Source organism: Marinobacter sp. 3-2, from assembly GCF_003751355.1.
Lineage (GTDB): Bacteria > Pseudomonadota > Gammaproteobacteria > Pseudomonadales > Oleiphilaceae > Marinobacter > Marinobacter adhaerens.
Map to the genome: position 1 here is coordinate 660023 of NZ_RJUQ01000011.1, position 13831 is coordinate 673853.

Sequence of the window (13831 nt, forward strand, 5' to 3'; positions counted from 1 at the left end):
ATGCTCCTGGAGGAAACATCCGATGAATCCCTACGCTGAATTCGCCATCTGCCTGCTTTTGATCATCGGTGGCGCATTTACCCTGATCGGCGCCATTGGCCTGGCTCGCCTACCGGACTTCTTTACTCGCCTTCATGGCCCCACCAAAGCAACCACGGTTGGAGTGGGCGCCATCGTCATCAGCTCTGTGATCTACTTCAGCACACTTGGACAGGGCATCGGTATTGAGGAATTCCTGATCACGGCCTTTCTGTTCATGACGGCCCCTGTGAGTGCCAACTTCCTGGCAAAAGCTGCCATGCATTTGAAGGTTAACACCACAGAAAACACCCGGGGCCATCCCTGGGACCAGTAATTCAATCAACAAGTCCAAGAACTTTTTGTGCCAAGGAATCGTATTAAATACTGATTATAAAAACCGCCGTTAACTGCAGGACGTTTTAACTTGGGTCTTAAAGGAGCACCCTTGAATGATGTTACTGGCTGTGCTTTCGGGATTTTTGCTGGCTGTGGCGGTTCCCGCGCTCTATCGCGTGGCAGGTAAACACATTGGCTGGGTGCTGGCCCTTCTCCCCGCATTGCTCACGGCCTATTTTGTCAGCCTCATCCCGGCGGTCAGCGGCGGTGAAACTCTTCTGATTCGTAACCAGTGGATGCCCGGACTCGGCGTCTCGCTGGATTTCATGGTTGATGGCCTGGCACTGGTCTTCGCGCTTCTGATCAGCGGTATCGGAACCTTTATCCTGATCTATGCCGGTTCCTACCTCCAGGGCCACAAGGATCTCGGCCGATTCTACGTCATCATGCTGTCGTTCATGGCGTCGATGCTTGGGCTGGTATTATCCGACAACCTCATCACTTTTTTCGTGTTCTGGGAACTGACCAGCATCACGTCCTACATGCTGATCGGCTTCAACCATGAAGATGCAGAAGCCAGGAAATGCGCCCTGCAGGGGCTCTTCGTCACAGCGGGAGGCGGCCTGGTACTGATGGCCGGCCTGATTCTCCTGATCTTCATCACGGGGAGCTATTCGTTCTCCGAGATACTGGCATCCGATCTGGCCATTCACGACCATGGTTACTACACCGCGGCGGCAGTTTGCATACTCATCGGAGCCTTCACCAAGTCTGCGCAGGTACCATTTCACTTCTGGTTACCCAATGCCATGGCTGCGCCCACCCCCGTTTCTGCCTACCTGCACTCGGCGACCATGGTCAAGGCCGGCGTCTATCTGCTGGCGCGCCTGAATTCATCCATGGATGGGGATGCACTGTGGAGCAACTCCCTGATGCTTTTCGGCGCTGCGACCATGCTCACTGGCGCCTACCTGGCCTACAGTAGCACCGGCATCAAGAAGGTGCTGGCATACTCGACGGTCATGGCGCTGGGCACCCTCACCATGCTCATCGGGATCGGCACGGAAAAGGCGATCATCGCTTTCGTCTGCGTTCTGGTGGCGCACTCGCTGTATAAGGGCGCCCTGTTCATGCTGGCGGGCGCACTGGACCACGAAACAGGCACCAAAGACATCACGAAAATGGGCGGGCTCTGGCGCAGCATGCCGAGGACCGCGGTTATCACCGGGCTGGCTGCATTGTCGCTGGCAGGGCTTCCGCCACTCTTCGGCTTCGTTGCCAAGGAACTGATGTTCGAGTCGGTTATCAACTCGCCGGTGTGGCCATGGGGGCTCCTGACAGCAGCTGTCGCTTCGTCGATTCTGGTCGTGGCCGTAGCGGGACTGGTTTTCCTGAAGCCGTTCTTCGGTCCCGTTCGCACCACTCCCAAACAGCCCCACGACGCGCCCGTCGCCATGCTGATTGGGCCGGCAGTATTGACCCTTCTGGCGCTGATTTTTGGCGTGGCGCCATTTGTGCCCGCAATCTTCGTACTGGATGCCACAGTCTCATCCGTCTATGGCACTGGGGTGACGACGGCTCTGGCCCTGTGGCACGGAGTGAATGTTCCATTGATGCTGTCTGGCGCCAGCCTCCTCGCAGGCTCCCTGCTTTTCATAACCTGGCAGCGACTGCATCCGACGCTTTATGCCGTCAACACGGCCGCCAGCCGCTTTGGTCCGGAGGCGGGCTATTTCCGATTCATGCTCGGGATCACCCAAGTTGCCAGCTGGCAAACCCGGGTGCTGCAAAACGGGGTTCTGGGCATCTATCTGCTGATCCTCGTTCTGGTCACTTTCGGTCTGACAGGCTACACGCTGTTCACCCGCCACGGTTTCCAGCTGGATTTCGATTTCAGCAATGGCTACTTCTACGAGTTTGGCATCGCTCTTCTTATTGTCGCAGCCACCGTGTTTGCCAGTGTCACCCGGTCCCGGCTGGGTTCCGTTGCGTCAGTCGGCGTGCTGGGTTTCGGGGTGGCCCTGATATTCATTCATTTCAGCGCGCCGGATCTTGGCATCACTCAGCTCCTCGTGGAGACCCTGACTGTGATACTGCTGGTCCTGGTGCTCTTCAAACTGCCGCCTTTCGTCAACCTCTCATCGCCGTGGGAACGTTATCGGGACCTGTCCGTGGCTATCTTTGCCGGCGCGACCATGACCCTGCTGATGCTTGCGGTGCTGGATATCCAGTACTTCGACAGTATTTCCAGCTATTACATTGAAAACAGTTATGGCCTGGCCTTCGGCAAAAACATCGTCAATGTAATTCTGGTGGATTTCAGGCAGCTGGACACCCTGGGGGAAATCTTTGTTCTGGGCCTTGCGGCGATGGGGGTTTACTCGATGGTCAAACTCAGGGCGGAGGACCAGCACAAGCCATGAAAACCAACACGCTCATACTCCACACCGCCGCTCTCGCGATTATGCCGCTACAACTGATGTTTTCGGTGTTCCTGCTTTTGCGCGGGCACGACGAACCCGGTGGCGGTTTTATCGGTGGACTGGTGGCGGCAAGTGCTTTTGTGCTTTATGCCTTCGCGTTTGGCGCCGAATCAACCCGCAAGCTGCTGCGTGTCAGTCCCCGGGATATTCTGGCGGCCGGGTTGCTCTTCGGTCTCGCCTCAACAATCCCTGCCTTCTGGACTGGCCAGGCCATGCTTACCGCACTCTGGTGGGAGGTTCCACTCCCCGGTGAAGGCTACCTGAAACTATCAACCGTTCTGATTTTCGACATTGGCGTGTACCTGGCCGTCCTGGGAACGCTGATGACCTTTGTGATCAGCCTGATGGAGTCGGAAGAATGAACCGTGCATTCATTGCCAGGGAGGGGGCTCAGTTATGGAAACCTTGATGGCCTATGTCGTTGGGCTGCTTTTTACAGCCAGCATATACATGATGCTGCGCCGCTCCATCGTCAAACTCGTCATTGGCCTGATCATTCTGAGCAACGCGGCCAACCTTCTGATTTTCGTGGTCGCGGGTTTGACCCGGGGCGCACCACCGCTGATTCCCGAGGGGGCGAGTGAAGTCGTTGGAGCAGTGGCCGATCCGCTGCCGCAAGCCCTTATTCTCACCGCCATTGTGATTGCTTTCAGCGTCCTGGCGTTCGCCGTGGTTCTGATCCGTCGTGCCTACGAAGTGGTTGGAACCGATGACCTGGACAAGATGAAGGATACGGATACTTGAACCCGGAACTCGTTCTCCCGATCCTGATACCCCTGACAGCCGGAGCTCTGTCCCTGGCATTCTGGCGCTCCATCACGCTTCAGCGGGTCCTTGCAGTTGTTGCCACCGGGCTGTTGCTGGCAGCCGGCATCTGGCTCATGAGTTCAACCATTGAGCAGGGCTTTCTGGTGGTTGAAATGGGCAGTTGGCCTGCGCCCTTCAGCATCGTGCTGGTGTCCGATGTTCTTGGCGCCATCATGATTGTGCTAACCGGCATTATCGGCCTTGCCATCGCAATCTATTCGCTGGCCTCAACACCGAAAGGTCATGAAAAATTCGGTTATTACCCCCTGATGCACCTGCTGCTCGCCGGCGTAGCCGGAGCCTTTCTGACTGGCGATATATTCAACCTGTTCGTCTGGTTCGAGGTGATGCTGCTCGCATCGTTTGCCCTCCTGACCCTGGGCGGGGAGCGAGCCCAGATGGAAGGCGCCATCAAGTACGTGACCCTGAACCTGTTCTCGTCGGCCATTTTTCTCTCCGCCGTGGGCCTGCTCTACGGGATGGTGGGCACCCTGAACATGGCGGACATCGCACAGAAACTGAACAGCGTCGAAGACCCTGGCATGGTGACGGTGGTCTCGCTGATGTTCATGGTATCGTTCGGCATCAAGGCGGCGGCATTTCCCCTGTTTTTCTGGCTCCCTGCCTCCTATCACACGCCGCAAGTCGCCGTCTCAGCGCTGTTTGCAGGGCTCCTGACCAAGGTAGGGGTTTACGCACTCTATCGGGTGTTCACGCTGATCTTCACGCAGGACGTCGCCTACACACACACCATATTACTCTGGGCCGCGGCCCTGACAATGCTGACCGGCGTTCTCGGCGCGGCGGCGCAGTTCGAATTCCGGCGAATCCTTTCTTTCCACATTGTCAGCCAGATCGGCTACATGCTGCTCGGGCTGGCGCTATTCACGCCTCTGGCCCTGATTGGCGGCGTGTTTTACATCATGCACCACATCATTGTGAAGACGAATCTGTTCCTGGTGAGCGGCATCACCTACCGTCTGCTTGGGAGCTATGAGTTGAAGAACCTGGGCGGTGTTTACCGTCAGCGCCCGTACCTCGCTCTGTTGTTTTTGATTCCGGCGCTCTCGCTCGCCGGTATTCCGCCTTTGTCCGGTTTTTTCGCCAAGTTCATTGTGGTGAAAGCCAGCCTGGAAGCCAGTGAATACATGATCTCCGCCATCGCTCTTCTGGTTGGCTTGCTGACCCTGTACTCAATGATCAAGATCTGGGCGGAAGTCTTCTGGAAAAAGGTTCCCGACCATGTGACCGATGTCGGCAGGCTCAACGGCGAGATTAAAAATACGCACAACTGGGCCTACTATGTGCCGGTGGTCGGGCTTGCGGCTTGCACGCTCATTATTGGCCTTTACGGCCAGCCAATTTACGTTCTGGCCGAGACGGCCGCAGACCAGTTGATGAACCCGCAGCTATACATAGAAGCGGTTCTTGGAGGGACGCCGAAATGATTGGCCTGTTCTGGAACCTGCTGCTTGCAATTGCCTGGGTGGTTCTCAGTGGCAGCGTCACTGCCATGAACCTGCTGGCCGGCTTCTGCTTTGGCTACATTGCGCTCATGGTTCTGCAAAACCAGGTGCCCGCTTTGAAGGGCTACTCCCGGAGAATTCCGAGATTAATCGCCTTCCTGGCCTTTTTCCTGAAAGAGCTGGTGAAATCCAACCTGCGGGTTGCCTACGATGTCGCCACGCCGGTTTGGCACATGAAGCCCGGTGTGATCGCATTTCCGCTACAGGCACGTACCGATATGGAGATCATGTTCGTCAGTAGTGTGATCTCACTGACACCGGGGACCCTCAGCCTGGATGTTTCCGATGATCGACGGGTGCTGTTTATCCACGCCATGTTTCTTCAGGACGAGGAACAGCTCAGAAATGACCTGAGAGAACTGGAACACCGAATCCTCAAGGTTATGCGCTAGGAGCCCACCATGCTTGGAATCGCCATTAATATTGTGTATCTCATGCTGTCCCTGGCGTTACTTTTTGCCTTCATCCGTTTAACCCGGGGCCCTTCCCTGGCGGACCGCGTGGTTGCACTTGAGCTGATTGCTTCCGTGGTGGTTGGCTACGTTGGGGTTCACGCCATTGATACCGGTGTCTCCAGTTTTCTTGATGTGGCGATCGTGATATCCCTCACCGCTTTCCTCGCGGCAATAGGGTTCGCCAGGTTCCTGGAGCGTGGAGGCGTCAAGGATGAGTGAAATTTTCGTTTCCATCCTGTTGCTGGCAGGGGCCTCATTCATGGTGCTTGCGGCCATCGGCATCGTAAGACTGCCAGACCTGCCAACACGCATGCACGCATCCACCAAAGCAGGCGCGATGGGCGCGATACTCACGATGGCCGGGGTAGCACTGCACTTTTCAGACAGCGCGGTCGCGGCAAGGGCAATCGCCTTCATCGTGTTTATCCTGTTGACCGCTCCGATCGCTGCTCATGTCATCGGGCGGGCAGGTTACTTCACCGGAATTTCGCTCTGGAGCGGTACCACCAAGGACGAACTGCGGGAACGATACGATCCGGACACCCACAAGCTTTACAGCGGACTTGAAACCAAAACAGACCGAGCAGTGCCCGACAATAACAAGGACGGCTCAGGCTGATTATTTTGTCATTGGAAGTGCACGAAATTCCCGTATAGTAGGCTGCCCACATCATTCGAGGAGCCAGCATATGCTGCAAGTAAATGAATATTTCGACGGCCAGGCCAAGTCCATTTCCTTCCAGACCTCGACTCTGCCAGCCACCGTTGGCGTGATCAGCCCGGGCGAGTACGAGTTTGGTACCAGCAAGAAAGAAACCATGACCGTCATCAGCGGCGCCCTCACTGTGCTGCTCCCCGGCATGGAAGAGTGGATGACCTACGGTGCCGGCGAGAGTTTTGACGTAGCGGGTCAGGCCAGCTTCAAGGCAAAGACCGACATCGATACGGCTTACCTCTGCACCTACGAGTAATTCTGCACCTACGAGTAATATCGCTGCCCCTGAGGGGCGCGTCCGCAGAGCGAAACGGATTTCGCACCTAAGCCACCGTTCGCTCTGCATTTTTTCACGCTTTTCGGTTCCTGTTTCAGCCAATCTGTGTCAGATTTATTCCTGTTTCTCGCGATAACACCAACAACTGGGAAAGAGGACACACGTAATGGCACAGACACGCATTCTCCCCCCGGCTGAAAACGCCTATGAGTACCCGCTGCTGATCAAACGACTCCTGCTCTCGGGCCCCAGGTACAATCCAGACCAGGAAATTGTCTACTCCAACCGCAGCAAGTACACCTATACGGATCTCGTCGAGCGCATTCACCGCCTGGCAAACGCATTGACCGATGCCGGCGTGAAACCGGGCGATACGGTTGCGGTCATGGACTGGGATACCCCCCGGTACCTGGAGTGCTTCTTTGCCATTCCGATGATTGGCGCCATTCTGCACACCGTCAACATCCGGTTGTCGCCGGACCAGATTGTTTACACCATGAACCACGCCGAAGACGATGTGGTTCTGGTTCACGACGATTTCCTGCCGATCATTGAGGCCGTCAAAGACGAGATCAAAACGGTCAAGACCTGGATTCAGCTCACCGACAGCGATACCGCACAACAGGCACCTGTTGAGGCTGTCGGGGAGTATGAGGACCTTCTCGCCAGGGCCAATGACAAGTTCGACTTCCCCGATTTCGACGAAAACAGTGTAGCGACCACCTTCTACACCACGGGCACCACCGGGAATCCCAAAGGCGTCTACTTCAGCCACCGCCAGCTGGTACTGCACACGCTGGCCATGACGGGCACCGTGGCGTCATTCGACGAGATGCCGCTGATGCGTTCCTCGTCGGTCTACATGCCAGTGACGCCCATGTTCCATGTGCATGCCTGGGGCGTGCCCTATGCCGCCACCATGATGGGCATCAAACAGGTATATCCGGGCCGCTATGAGCCGGAGCTGCTGGTCGATCTGCTCAAGGAACACAAAGTGACTTTCTCTCACTGCGTGCCCACGATCATGCAGATGATGATGGCCACCGAATCTATCAAGACGGCTGATCTGAGCAACTGGCACGTCTTGATCGGCGGCAGCGCACTCACCAAAGGGCTTTGCGACGCCGGGGCCAAGCTCGGCATCAAACTTTACACCGCCTACGGCATGTCTGAGACCTGTCCGCTGCTCTGCGCGTCGCACCTGAAGCCCGAAGACCTGGAACTGCCTCTTGAGCAGCAAACTGCGATCCGGGTGAAGACCGGTATTGCGACGCCCATGGTTGAGCTGGAAATCGTGGACCCCGACGGTAACCCGGTTCCCCATGATGGCGAGGCCAAGGGTGAAATCGTGGCCCGCGCTCCCTGGCTGACCCAGGGCTATTTCAAGGAGCCTGAGAAAGGCGAGCAGCTCTGGGAAGGTGGCTGGCTTCACACCGGCGACGTAGCGTCCATGGAGCCGGACAACACCATCACCATCAAGGATCGCATCAAGGACGTGATCAAGACCGGTGGCGAGTGGCTGTCTTCACTGGATCTGGAAAACCTGATCAGCCAGCATTCCGCTGTCGCCGGTGCTGCCGTGGTTGGCGTGCCAGATGAGAAATGGGGCGAACGCCCGCATGCTCTGGTCACCCTGAAGCCGGGCGAGCAAGCCAGTGCAGAGGATATCCAGAACCATCTGAAGCAGTTTGTGGAAAGCGGCGAGATCAATAAATGGGCGATCCCGGAGCATATTGATTTCGTGGAAGATATTCCGAAGACCAGTGTTGGCAAGATCAACAAGAAACTGATTCGGGATCAGTTGCAGTAATCAGTGAGGCGTTTGGGAAGGGGCCAGATGACACACCTCATCTGGCCCCTTTTTTATAGGCCAGAAAACGTAAAATCCACCTCAGGCTTGCGGCCGTCAATAATGTCCGCAAGGGCCGCGGCGGAACCACAGGAATGGGTCCATCCAAGGGTGCCGTGTCCGGTATTCAGGTAGAGGTTGGCGAAGTGGCTTTTTCCGATGTACGGCACGTTGGAGGGCGTCGCAGGCCGTAAACCGGTCCAGAACTCCGCCTGATCCCAGTAACCTGCTTCGGGCATGACTTCCGCTGTGCGACGCACGATAGCCCGGCAGCGGGTATAGTTCAGTTTCCGGCTGTAGCCGTTCAGTTCGGCCGTGCCCGCCACGCGCATGCGATCACCCAGGCGGGAATAAACCAGCTTGTACTCGTCGTCAGTGAGGCTGACATTGAACGCCGCCTCCTCGTTCTTCACCGGTACCGTAATCGAATAGCCTTTGGCCGGATAGATGTTGAGGAAAATACCGAGCTGACTGGCGAGCGCCGCACTGAAGCTGCCCATGCTCAGCACGTAGGCATCCGCGCGCAGCGTCTCATGATGGCCGTCCCGAAGGGTCTGGATCCCAAGTACCCGCTCGCCGGCGCGTTCGAAGCTCAGGATTTCAGTGCCGTACCGGAACTCTACGCCGGCCTCCGCGCAGCGTTTTGCAAGGTTCTGGGTAAACATCCGGGCATCACCGGATTCGTCTTCCGAGGTGTAGGTTGCTCCGGCAATCCGGTTGCGGATCGGCTTGAGTGCCGGCTCCAGCTCTACCGCCCGCTCTGCATCGATAATCTGACGGTCGCACCCAAGATCCTGCATGATCCGGGTCGGCTCCATGGCACCGTCAAACTCCGCAGGATTGGTGTAGAAGTGCAGGATACCCTTCTCGAGATGGTTGTACTCAATGCCCGCTTCCTCACGCAGAGCCTGCAACTGGCTGCGGCTGTAGGTGCCGAGATTTACCATCTGGCGGATGTTGTGGGCAGCCCGGGCCGAGGTGCACTGCCCCAGAAAAGAGAGCGCCCAGCGCCACTGGGCAGGATCCAGTCTTGGCCGGAACAGCAGAGGCGCGTCGGGCTGGAACAGCCATTTCATGACTTTCAGAGGGGCGGACGGGTTGGCCCACGGCTCCGCATGGGAAACGGAGATCTGACCGCCGTTGGCATAACTGGTTTCCAGGCCGGCCTGGTTCTGGCGATCAACCACAGTTACCTGGTGCCCCTGCTTCTGCAGATACCAGGCCGTGGTAGTACCCACAACGCCTGCGCCCAAAACCAGTATATGCATGCTTGCCTCCGGTCGAACAGAATCCGCCATCCAACGGCATAATTGCAGGGATTTCTGGGCAGATTCCGGTTGGTATGAAAGTCGGGATTTATTAACGCGGGCTCTATTGTAACGTGAGCGTGGGGGATTTGCGTGTTATACCATCAGCCACCGGCGCGCTTCACCGTCCACCCCTTTTGCTCAAGCAGCGGAACCAGAAGATCCCGCTGGTCGCCCTGGATTTCGACCACACCATCTTTTACCGTGCCACCGGTGCCGCATTTGGCTTTCAACACCTTGGCATAGGCTTTCAGTTCTTTGTCGTCCAGTGGAATGCCGGTAATCAGGGTGACACCCTTACCCTTGCGGCCCTTGGTCTCCCGGCTCACTCTGACAATGCCATCCCCGGCAGGCCGTGATGATGTACCGCAGGTACATTCATTCACGGGGTTACGGCAATCCGGGCACATACGCCCCTGCTCGGTCGAAAAAACCAGACCGCCCTCAGATCGCTTCTTCATTCTGTCTCCGTGCTATTCCTGTCTTGTAACGCCTTCAATCGAGACCAGGAGGATACTTGGTAAACATTTCGGCCACGACCTCGTCGATCAATTCTCTTCGGGTCTCGGGTGACTGGTTTTCATTGAGATAGCGCCGACTGGCGGCGCGCCAGACAACTTCTTTCGACTTGCTGTCTGCCAGCTCTACAACCAGCTTTCCCTCTTCAATTTCACGTACCGGTGGCGGCGCAGACAGGGCCCAGCCGAAATTCCCGCTACCAAATCCAAATCCGAGCCCCAGCCCCGTCTGCTCAAGACGCTCTTCGGGCACGATCTGCCAGCTAACCAGCAAGTCGGCCTCTGCTTCAGGGACCTGTTTCAGCGCTTTGCGATTCAGCTCTCGCTCAACGGCACTGCGCACCCGAGTGCCGTCGAGTGAGGTAAAGGAAGACGAATCGGTGCCACCGGCAAACGCCCAGGAGGAATAATTACCGAAAACCACGGAAGAGTTGTAGTCGGTCACCACGTTGCTGGCACAACCGGTCATGGCCAGTGCAACAACTGCTAACATCAGAAAACGCATCATGATTCCTGTCCTCGATTGAGACTCAGATTTACGAACAGTATACGCCTCGCAGACGCACAACGATGCCCCCGGGATCCGTCACCTTTCTAAACTGTAATCCAGTTTATGGGCATCGCAGAAGGCTCCGAATGCCTCGACCTGATCCTCGGGGACCAGAACACCAGCCCGTACCGAGGCCCCGTAATCCACCGATTCCACCGATGCCCCGTTCATCTCACACCAGTGCCGCAGCGGTTGCTCGTCAGCAAATGACAGGAGCACCAGCACGTCCACCATGGGCTTCTGGACCACCCGATCAACAGCCGACAGCACGCTCTCTGCAGCTCCGGCATAGGCTCGCACCAGGCCACCGGCGCCCAGTTTGATGCCACCAAAGTACCGGACCACCATCACCAGCACATCTCCCATATCCTTGTGCTGAATCACGTTGAGAATCGGCTTCCCGGCCGTTCCGGACGGTTCACCATCATCGTTCATACCAGCTTCGGCGGCAGAACCGGGACGCCCGATCTGGTAGGCCCAGCAGATATGCCGGGCGTCCGGATGGTCCTGGTGGGCCTGTTCCAGCCAGTCCTTCACCTCCTCCCGCGAACTCACCGGGGCTACCCGGGCAATGAACCGGCTTTTCTTCACTTCCGTTTCACGCTCAAGGTATCCTGCCGGAACGGGGTAATCTTTTTTCATGGACAACGACCTATGGCCTCTGAAGACGAATACAACAACCCGGGCACGGCAAAGCCCGCGAAGATTCGGAAAGCGGCCTGCGGAATCCGCTTTGACGAAGACGAGCTGCAGGAGGGTATCGACTTTTCCGGCGCCGAAAAACTGAAACCTTCCGACCCGGAGCCGGAGTCAGCCGCCCCCGAAAAACACCGGAAGGCGAAGCGTCACCCGTAAGCCGCCAGTTTCTCCCGCTGCTGCCCCGATCACGCCATCGTGGGCCGCTACGATGTCTCTGGCAATGGCCAGGCCAAGCCCCCAACCCGCGCCCCCGCGAGACTTGTCTGCGCGGAAGAACGGCTCGAAAAGCTGACCGATCAGCTCATCCGGAACGCCCGGCCCCTCGTCATCAACCGTTAGCGTCAACCAGTCATCGGCCACCGTCACGGCCAGATGAACAGCCCTGCCAGGTGGCGTGTGGTCGAGGGCGTTCTGCAGGATGTTGTCGATGGCTCGCTGTAAAAGCCCTTCATCACCCAGCACCGACGCCCTTGAACTTTCCGGCGACACCACGAGTTTGCAGTCCACACCCTGGTGCTCGGCATAGTCCGCTGCATCCTTGAGGACCTGATTGATCACATGCACCAGCCGGAGGGGCTCGCGCTCGATATCGCCGCCGGCTTCGGTAACCCGGTATAACGTCAGTATCTGACCGGTCATGGTTTCAAGCCGTTCGTTCTGGCGCAGAATGCTGGCCATCAGCTCTTCATCTGCACCGGCCTCGTTTGCCAGCTCAATGGCGATACGCTGGCGGGTGAGCGGCGTTCGCAAATCGTGGGAAATATCCCGAAGCAAATGTTTCTGGCGTTCCAGCAGACTGCAGAGCTGTTCGGTCATGGCATTGAAAGCCGTGGCCAGTTGCCCCACCTCATCCCGGCGTTGGGCGATCTTTTCGCTGACTCTCAGAGAATTATCCCCGGCCGCAATCGCCTGGGCGGTGCTTTCCATGTGTTTCAACGGTCGCGATACCAGGCGGGCGATCCACCAGCACGCCAGTGAAATCATCAGCAGGGCCAGCCCGAGCTCGATGGCCCTGAAGAATCTCGGGTTGAGCCAGCCGGCGCCCTGCACCCGTGGCCAGGCCACCAGCCGGTAACCGCCGCCAACGTCCAGTACCGCGGGTTTCTGCGGGTACCAGCCAGACTTCATGCGGTCGCGGATGAACGAGGGCAGCTTGCCATCGTTTTCATCCTGTTCGAGCAACACCAGAAACAGTTCAAGACGCTCGCCTTCGTCCCGCAGAAAGCGCCACGCTTCGCCACGGTCGCCGGCCTCGCGGATTGCGATAGCTTCTTCGGCCAGATCCCTTAGACCTGCCTGGCGCTCGATGGCTTCCCGCTCTCGGTCCAGAAGCATCCTGGTTGCAAGGTTACTGGCCACCACGGTGACCGCCATGGCCAGCCAGATCGACAGGAAGATCCGCCAGAACAGAGGGAACATGGGCCGCTGTTTCATTCCGGCACCCGATAGCTGTAACCCAGCCCCCTAACGGTTTCGATACGGGGCGGGTCGTCGTTACCCAGTTTTTTGCGAAGGTTACTGATGTGCATATCAAGGGTGCGGTCGTAAGCTTCGAGGCGCCGGCCCAGCGCCCATTGCATGAGATCGGTTTTGCGGACCACGCTGCCTGCATGTGCCAGAAGAACCTGCAGAACCTCGTACTCGGTGGCGGTCAGCTCCATCGCCACATCGTCCTGGTAGATGCGGCGATGGCCCGGCTCGACACGGAGATCGCCATAGGTCCGGGCCGCATTGACTTCGGTTTTCTGGTCCCAGGCAATCCGCCGCAAAAGCGCCTGCAGCCGGGCCACCAGCTCGCGCGGATTACAGGGTTTGGGAATATAGTCATCTGCACCAACCTCGAAACCGACGATCCGATCCGTTTCGTCGCCCCGGGCGGTAAGCAGTACCACGGGCAGATGGGTCTCTGCCCTCAGTTCCCGCAACACCTCGAGGCCACTGATATCCGGCAGCATGATGTCCAGCACGACAATATCGCAGTCCTGACCCAGCGCCAGCGCGAGGCCGTCCCGGCCATTGGCAGCTTCCCGAATGGTAAATCCCTGATTGGTCAGGTAACGGGCAAGCAATTCCCGCAATTCATCATCGTCCTCGACCAGTAACACCCTGTTCTGCATGTCGCTTCTCCACCTGTCGTGCCGACCACAGTTGCTGCTGAAGTCTAACACGCTACCCGCAAACCACTGATTCGGGCCAGGTCACTTTGCAGAACCTTTACACTGACCCCGGGGTGATCAAAAGCCGCCTTCTGACGTATGGTATCGGGTACATAAAGGAGTTTTCCCTCA

General features: G+C 57.6%; 17 protein-coding genes. 11 read left to right on the top strand and 6 right to left on the bottom strand.

Going from position 1 to position 13831, the window contains the following annotated elements; genetic code table 11:
• Nucleotides 1–22 precede the first annotated feature (22 nt).
• From EDB94_RS04785 to EDB94_RS04830, 10 genes are all read left to right on the top strand, one after another.
• Entirely contained in the window at nucleotides 23–355 is a 333-nt protein-coding gene (locus EDB94_RS04785; protein WP_014577869.1) for a Na+/H+ antiporter subunit G, read from the top strand.
• A 115-nt stretch (nucleotides 356–470) separates the two neighbouring features.
• Nucleotides 471–2780 carry a putative monovalent cation/H+ antiporter subunit A gene (locus EDB94_RS04790; protein WP_219908228.1) on the top strand — a complete coding sequence of 770 codons (2310 nt, stop codon included), beginning with the start codon at nucleotides 471–473 and terminating at the stop codon, nucleotides 2778–2780.
• Entirely contained in the window at nucleotides 2777–3202 is a 426-nt protein-coding gene (locus EDB94_RS04795; protein WP_062781697.1) for a Na+/H+ antiporter subunit B, read from the top strand. The genes EDB94_RS04790 and EDB94_RS04795 overlap by 4 nt, the downstream gene beginning before the upstream one ends.
• Nucleotides 3203–3236: 34 nt before the next feature.
• Nucleotides 3237–3584 carry a Na+/H+ antiporter subunit C gene (locus tag EDB94_RS04800; protein WP_014577872.1) on the top strand — a complete coding sequence of 116 codons (348 nt, stop codon included), beginning with the start codon at nucleotides 3237–3239 and terminating at the stop codon, nucleotides 3582–3584.
• Nucleotides 3581–5095, top strand: a complete 1515-nt coding sequence (locus EDB94_RS04805) for a Na+/H+ antiporter subunit D (protein ID WP_108017607.1) — start codon at nucleotides 3581–3583, stop codon at nucleotides 5093–5095. Before EDB94_RS04800 ends, EDB94_RS04805 begins: the two co-directional genes overlap by 4 nt.
• Nucleotides 5092–5565 carry a Na+/H+ antiporter subunit E gene (locus EDB94_RS04810; RefSeq protein WP_014577874.1) on the top strand — a complete coding sequence of 158 codons (474 nt, stop codon included), beginning with the start codon at nucleotides 5092–5094 and terminating at the stop codon, nucleotides 5563–5565. The genes EDB94_RS04805 and EDB94_RS04810 overlap by 4 nt, the downstream gene beginning before the upstream one ends.
• 9 nt (nucleotides 5566–5574) lie before the next feature.
• Nucleotides 5575–5847, top strand: coding sequence for a monovalent cation/H+ antiporter complex subunit F (locus EDB94_RS04815; RefSeq protein WP_014577875.1), 273 nt, complete (start codon nucleotides 5575–5577; stop codon nucleotides 5845–5847).
• Nucleotides 5840–6247 carry a monovalent cation/H(+) antiporter subunit G gene (gene mnhG, locus EDB94_RS04820; protein WP_014577876.1) on the top strand — a complete coding sequence of 136 codons (408 nt, stop codon included), beginning with the start codon at nucleotides 5840–5842 and terminating at the stop codon, nucleotides 6245–6247. The genes EDB94_RS04815 and mnhG overlap by 8 nt, the downstream gene beginning before the upstream one ends.
• Nucleotides 6248–6317: 70 nt before the next feature.
• The gene (locus EDB94_RS04825; protein ID WP_088827498.1) at nucleotides 6318–6599 is read left to right on the top strand and encodes a pyrimidine/purine nucleoside phosphorylase; all 282 of its coding nucleotides are present in this window, start codon (nucleotides 6318–6320) and stop codon (nucleotides 6597–6599) included.
• A 187-nt stretch (nucleotides 6600–6786) separates the two neighbouring features.
• A complete protein-coding gene (locus tag EDB94_RS04830) occupies nucleotides 6787–8430 on the top strand; it encodes a fatty acid--CoA ligase (RefSeq protein ID WP_108017608.1) in 1644 nt (547 codons plus the stop codon).
• A 53-nt stretch (nucleotides 8431–8483) separates the two neighbouring features.
• Here EDB94_RS04830 and EDB94_RS04835 read toward each other — a convergent pair whose 3' ends face one another.
• From EDB94_RS04835 to EDB94_RS04850, 4 genes are all read right to left on the bottom strand, one after another.
• Complete coding sequence (locus EDB94_RS04835) at nucleotides 8484–9737, bottom strand: D-amino acid dehydrogenase (protein WP_108017609.1); 1254 nt, start codon at nucleotides 9735–9737, stop codon at nucleotides 8484–8486.
• Between the two features lie 143 nt (nucleotides 9738–9880).
• Complete coding sequence (locus tag EDB94_RS04840; RefSeq protein ID WP_104269875.1) at nucleotides 9881–10237, bottom strand: translation initiation factor Sui1; 357 nt, start codon at nucleotides 10235–10237, stop codon at nucleotides 9881–9883.
• A 34-nt stretch (nucleotides 10238–10271) separates the two neighbouring features.
• A complete protein-coding gene (locus EDB94_RS04845) occupies nucleotides 10272–10799 on the bottom strand; it encodes a DUF4136 domain-containing protein (protein ID WP_169702224.1) in 528 nt (175 codons plus the stop codon).
• 81 nt (nucleotides 10800–10880) lie between these two features.
• Complete coding sequence (locus tag EDB94_RS04850; RefSeq protein WP_008173946.1) at nucleotides 10881–11486, bottom strand: YigZ family protein; 606 nt, start codon at nucleotides 11484–11486, stop codon at nucleotides 10881–10883.
• Nucleotides 11487–11498: 12 nt separating this feature from the next.
• Here EDB94_RS04850 and EDB94_RS04855 point away from each other — a divergent pair, with 12 nt between their 5' ends.
• Nucleotides 11499–11699 carry a hypothetical protein gene (locus EDB94_RS04855; RefSeq protein ID WP_008173944.1) on the top strand — a complete coding sequence of 67 codons (201 nt, stop codon included), beginning with the start codon at nucleotides 11499–11501 and terminating at the stop codon, nucleotides 11697–11699.
• On the opposite strand, the gene EDB94_RS04860 is transcribed toward EDB94_RS04855, so the two are convergent.
• Nucleotides 11655–12977, bottom strand: a complete 1323-nt coding sequence (locus EDB94_RS04860; RefSeq protein WP_108017610.1) for a HAMP domain-containing sensor histidine kinase — start codon at nucleotides 12975–12977, stop codon at nucleotides 11655–11657. The two genes, EDB94_RS04855 and EDB94_RS04860, sit on opposite strands and share 45 nt — an antisense overlap.
• Nucleotides 12974–13660: a response regulator transcription factor gene (locus EDB94_RS04865; RefSeq protein ID WP_108017611.1), complete on the bottom strand. Its 687-nt coding sequence runs from the start codon at nucleotides 13658–13660 to the stop codon at nucleotides 12974–12976. Before EDB94_RS04865 ends, EDB94_RS04860 begins: the two co-directional genes overlap by 4 nt.
• Nucleotides 13661–13831: the final 171 nt, after the last annotated feature.

Coding starts and splice junctions, on each gene's coding strand:
- EDB94_RS04810 (WP_014577874.1), top strand. CDS start 5,092: ATGATTGGCCTGTTCTGGAACCTGCTGCTTGCAATTGCCTGGGTGGTT.
- EDB94_RS04835 (WP_108017609.1), bottom strand. CDS start 9,737: ATGCATATACTGGTTTTGGGCGCAGGCGTTGTGGGTACTACCACGGCC.
- mnhG (WP_014577876.1), top strand. CDS start 5,840: ATGAGTGAAATTTTCGTTTCCATCCTGTTGCTGGCAGGGGCCTCATTC.
- EDB94_RS04790 (WP_219908228.1), top strand. CDS start 471: ATGATGTTACTGGCTGTGCTTTCGGGATTTTTGCTGGCTGTGGCGGTT.
- EDB94_RS04845 (WP_169702224.1), bottom strand. CDS start 10,799: ATGCGTTTTCTGATGTTAGCAGTTGTTGCACTGGCCATGACCGGTTGT.
- EDB94_RS04855 (WP_008173944.1), top strand. CDS start 11,499: ATGGCCTCTGAAGACGAATACAACAACCCGGGCACGGCAAAGCCCGCG.
- EDB94_RS04865 (WP_108017611.1), bottom strand. CDS start 13,660: ATGCAGAACAGGGTGTTACTGGTCGAGGACGATGATGAATTGCGGGAA.
- EDB94_RS04850 (WP_008173946.1), bottom strand. CDS start 11,486: ATGAAAAAAGATTACCCCGTTCCGGCAGGATACCTTGAGCGTGAAACG.
- EDB94_RS04840 (WP_104269875.1), bottom strand. CDS start 10,237: ATGAAGAAGCGATCTGAGGGCGGTCTGGTTTTTTCGACCGAGCAGGGG.
- EDB94_RS04815 (WP_014577875.1), top strand. CDS start 5,575: ATGCTTGGAATCGCCATTAATATTGTGTATCTCATGCTGTCCCTGGCG.
- EDB94_RS04800 (WP_014577872.1), top strand. CDS start 3,237: ATGGAAACCTTGATGGCCTATGTCGTTGGGCTGCTTTTTACAGCCAGC.
- EDB94_RS04830 (WP_108017608.1), top strand. CDS start 6,787: ATGGCACAGACACGCATTCTCCCCCCGGCTGAAAACGCCTATGAGTAC.
- EDB94_RS04795 (WP_062781697.1), top strand. CDS start 2,777: ATGAAAACCAACACGCTCATACTCCACACCGCCGCTCTCGCGATTATG.
- EDB94_RS04785 (WP_014577869.1), top strand. CDS start 23: ATGAATCCCTACGCTGAATTCGCCATCTGCCTGCTTTTGATCATCGGT.
- EDB94_RS04860 (WP_108017610.1), bottom strand. CDS start 12,977: ATGAAACAGCGGCCCATGTTCCCTCTGTTCTGGCGGATCTTCCTGTCG.
- EDB94_RS04825 (WP_088827498.1), top strand. CDS start 6,318: ATGCTGCAAGTAAATGAATATTTCGACGGCCAGGCCAAGTCCATTTCC.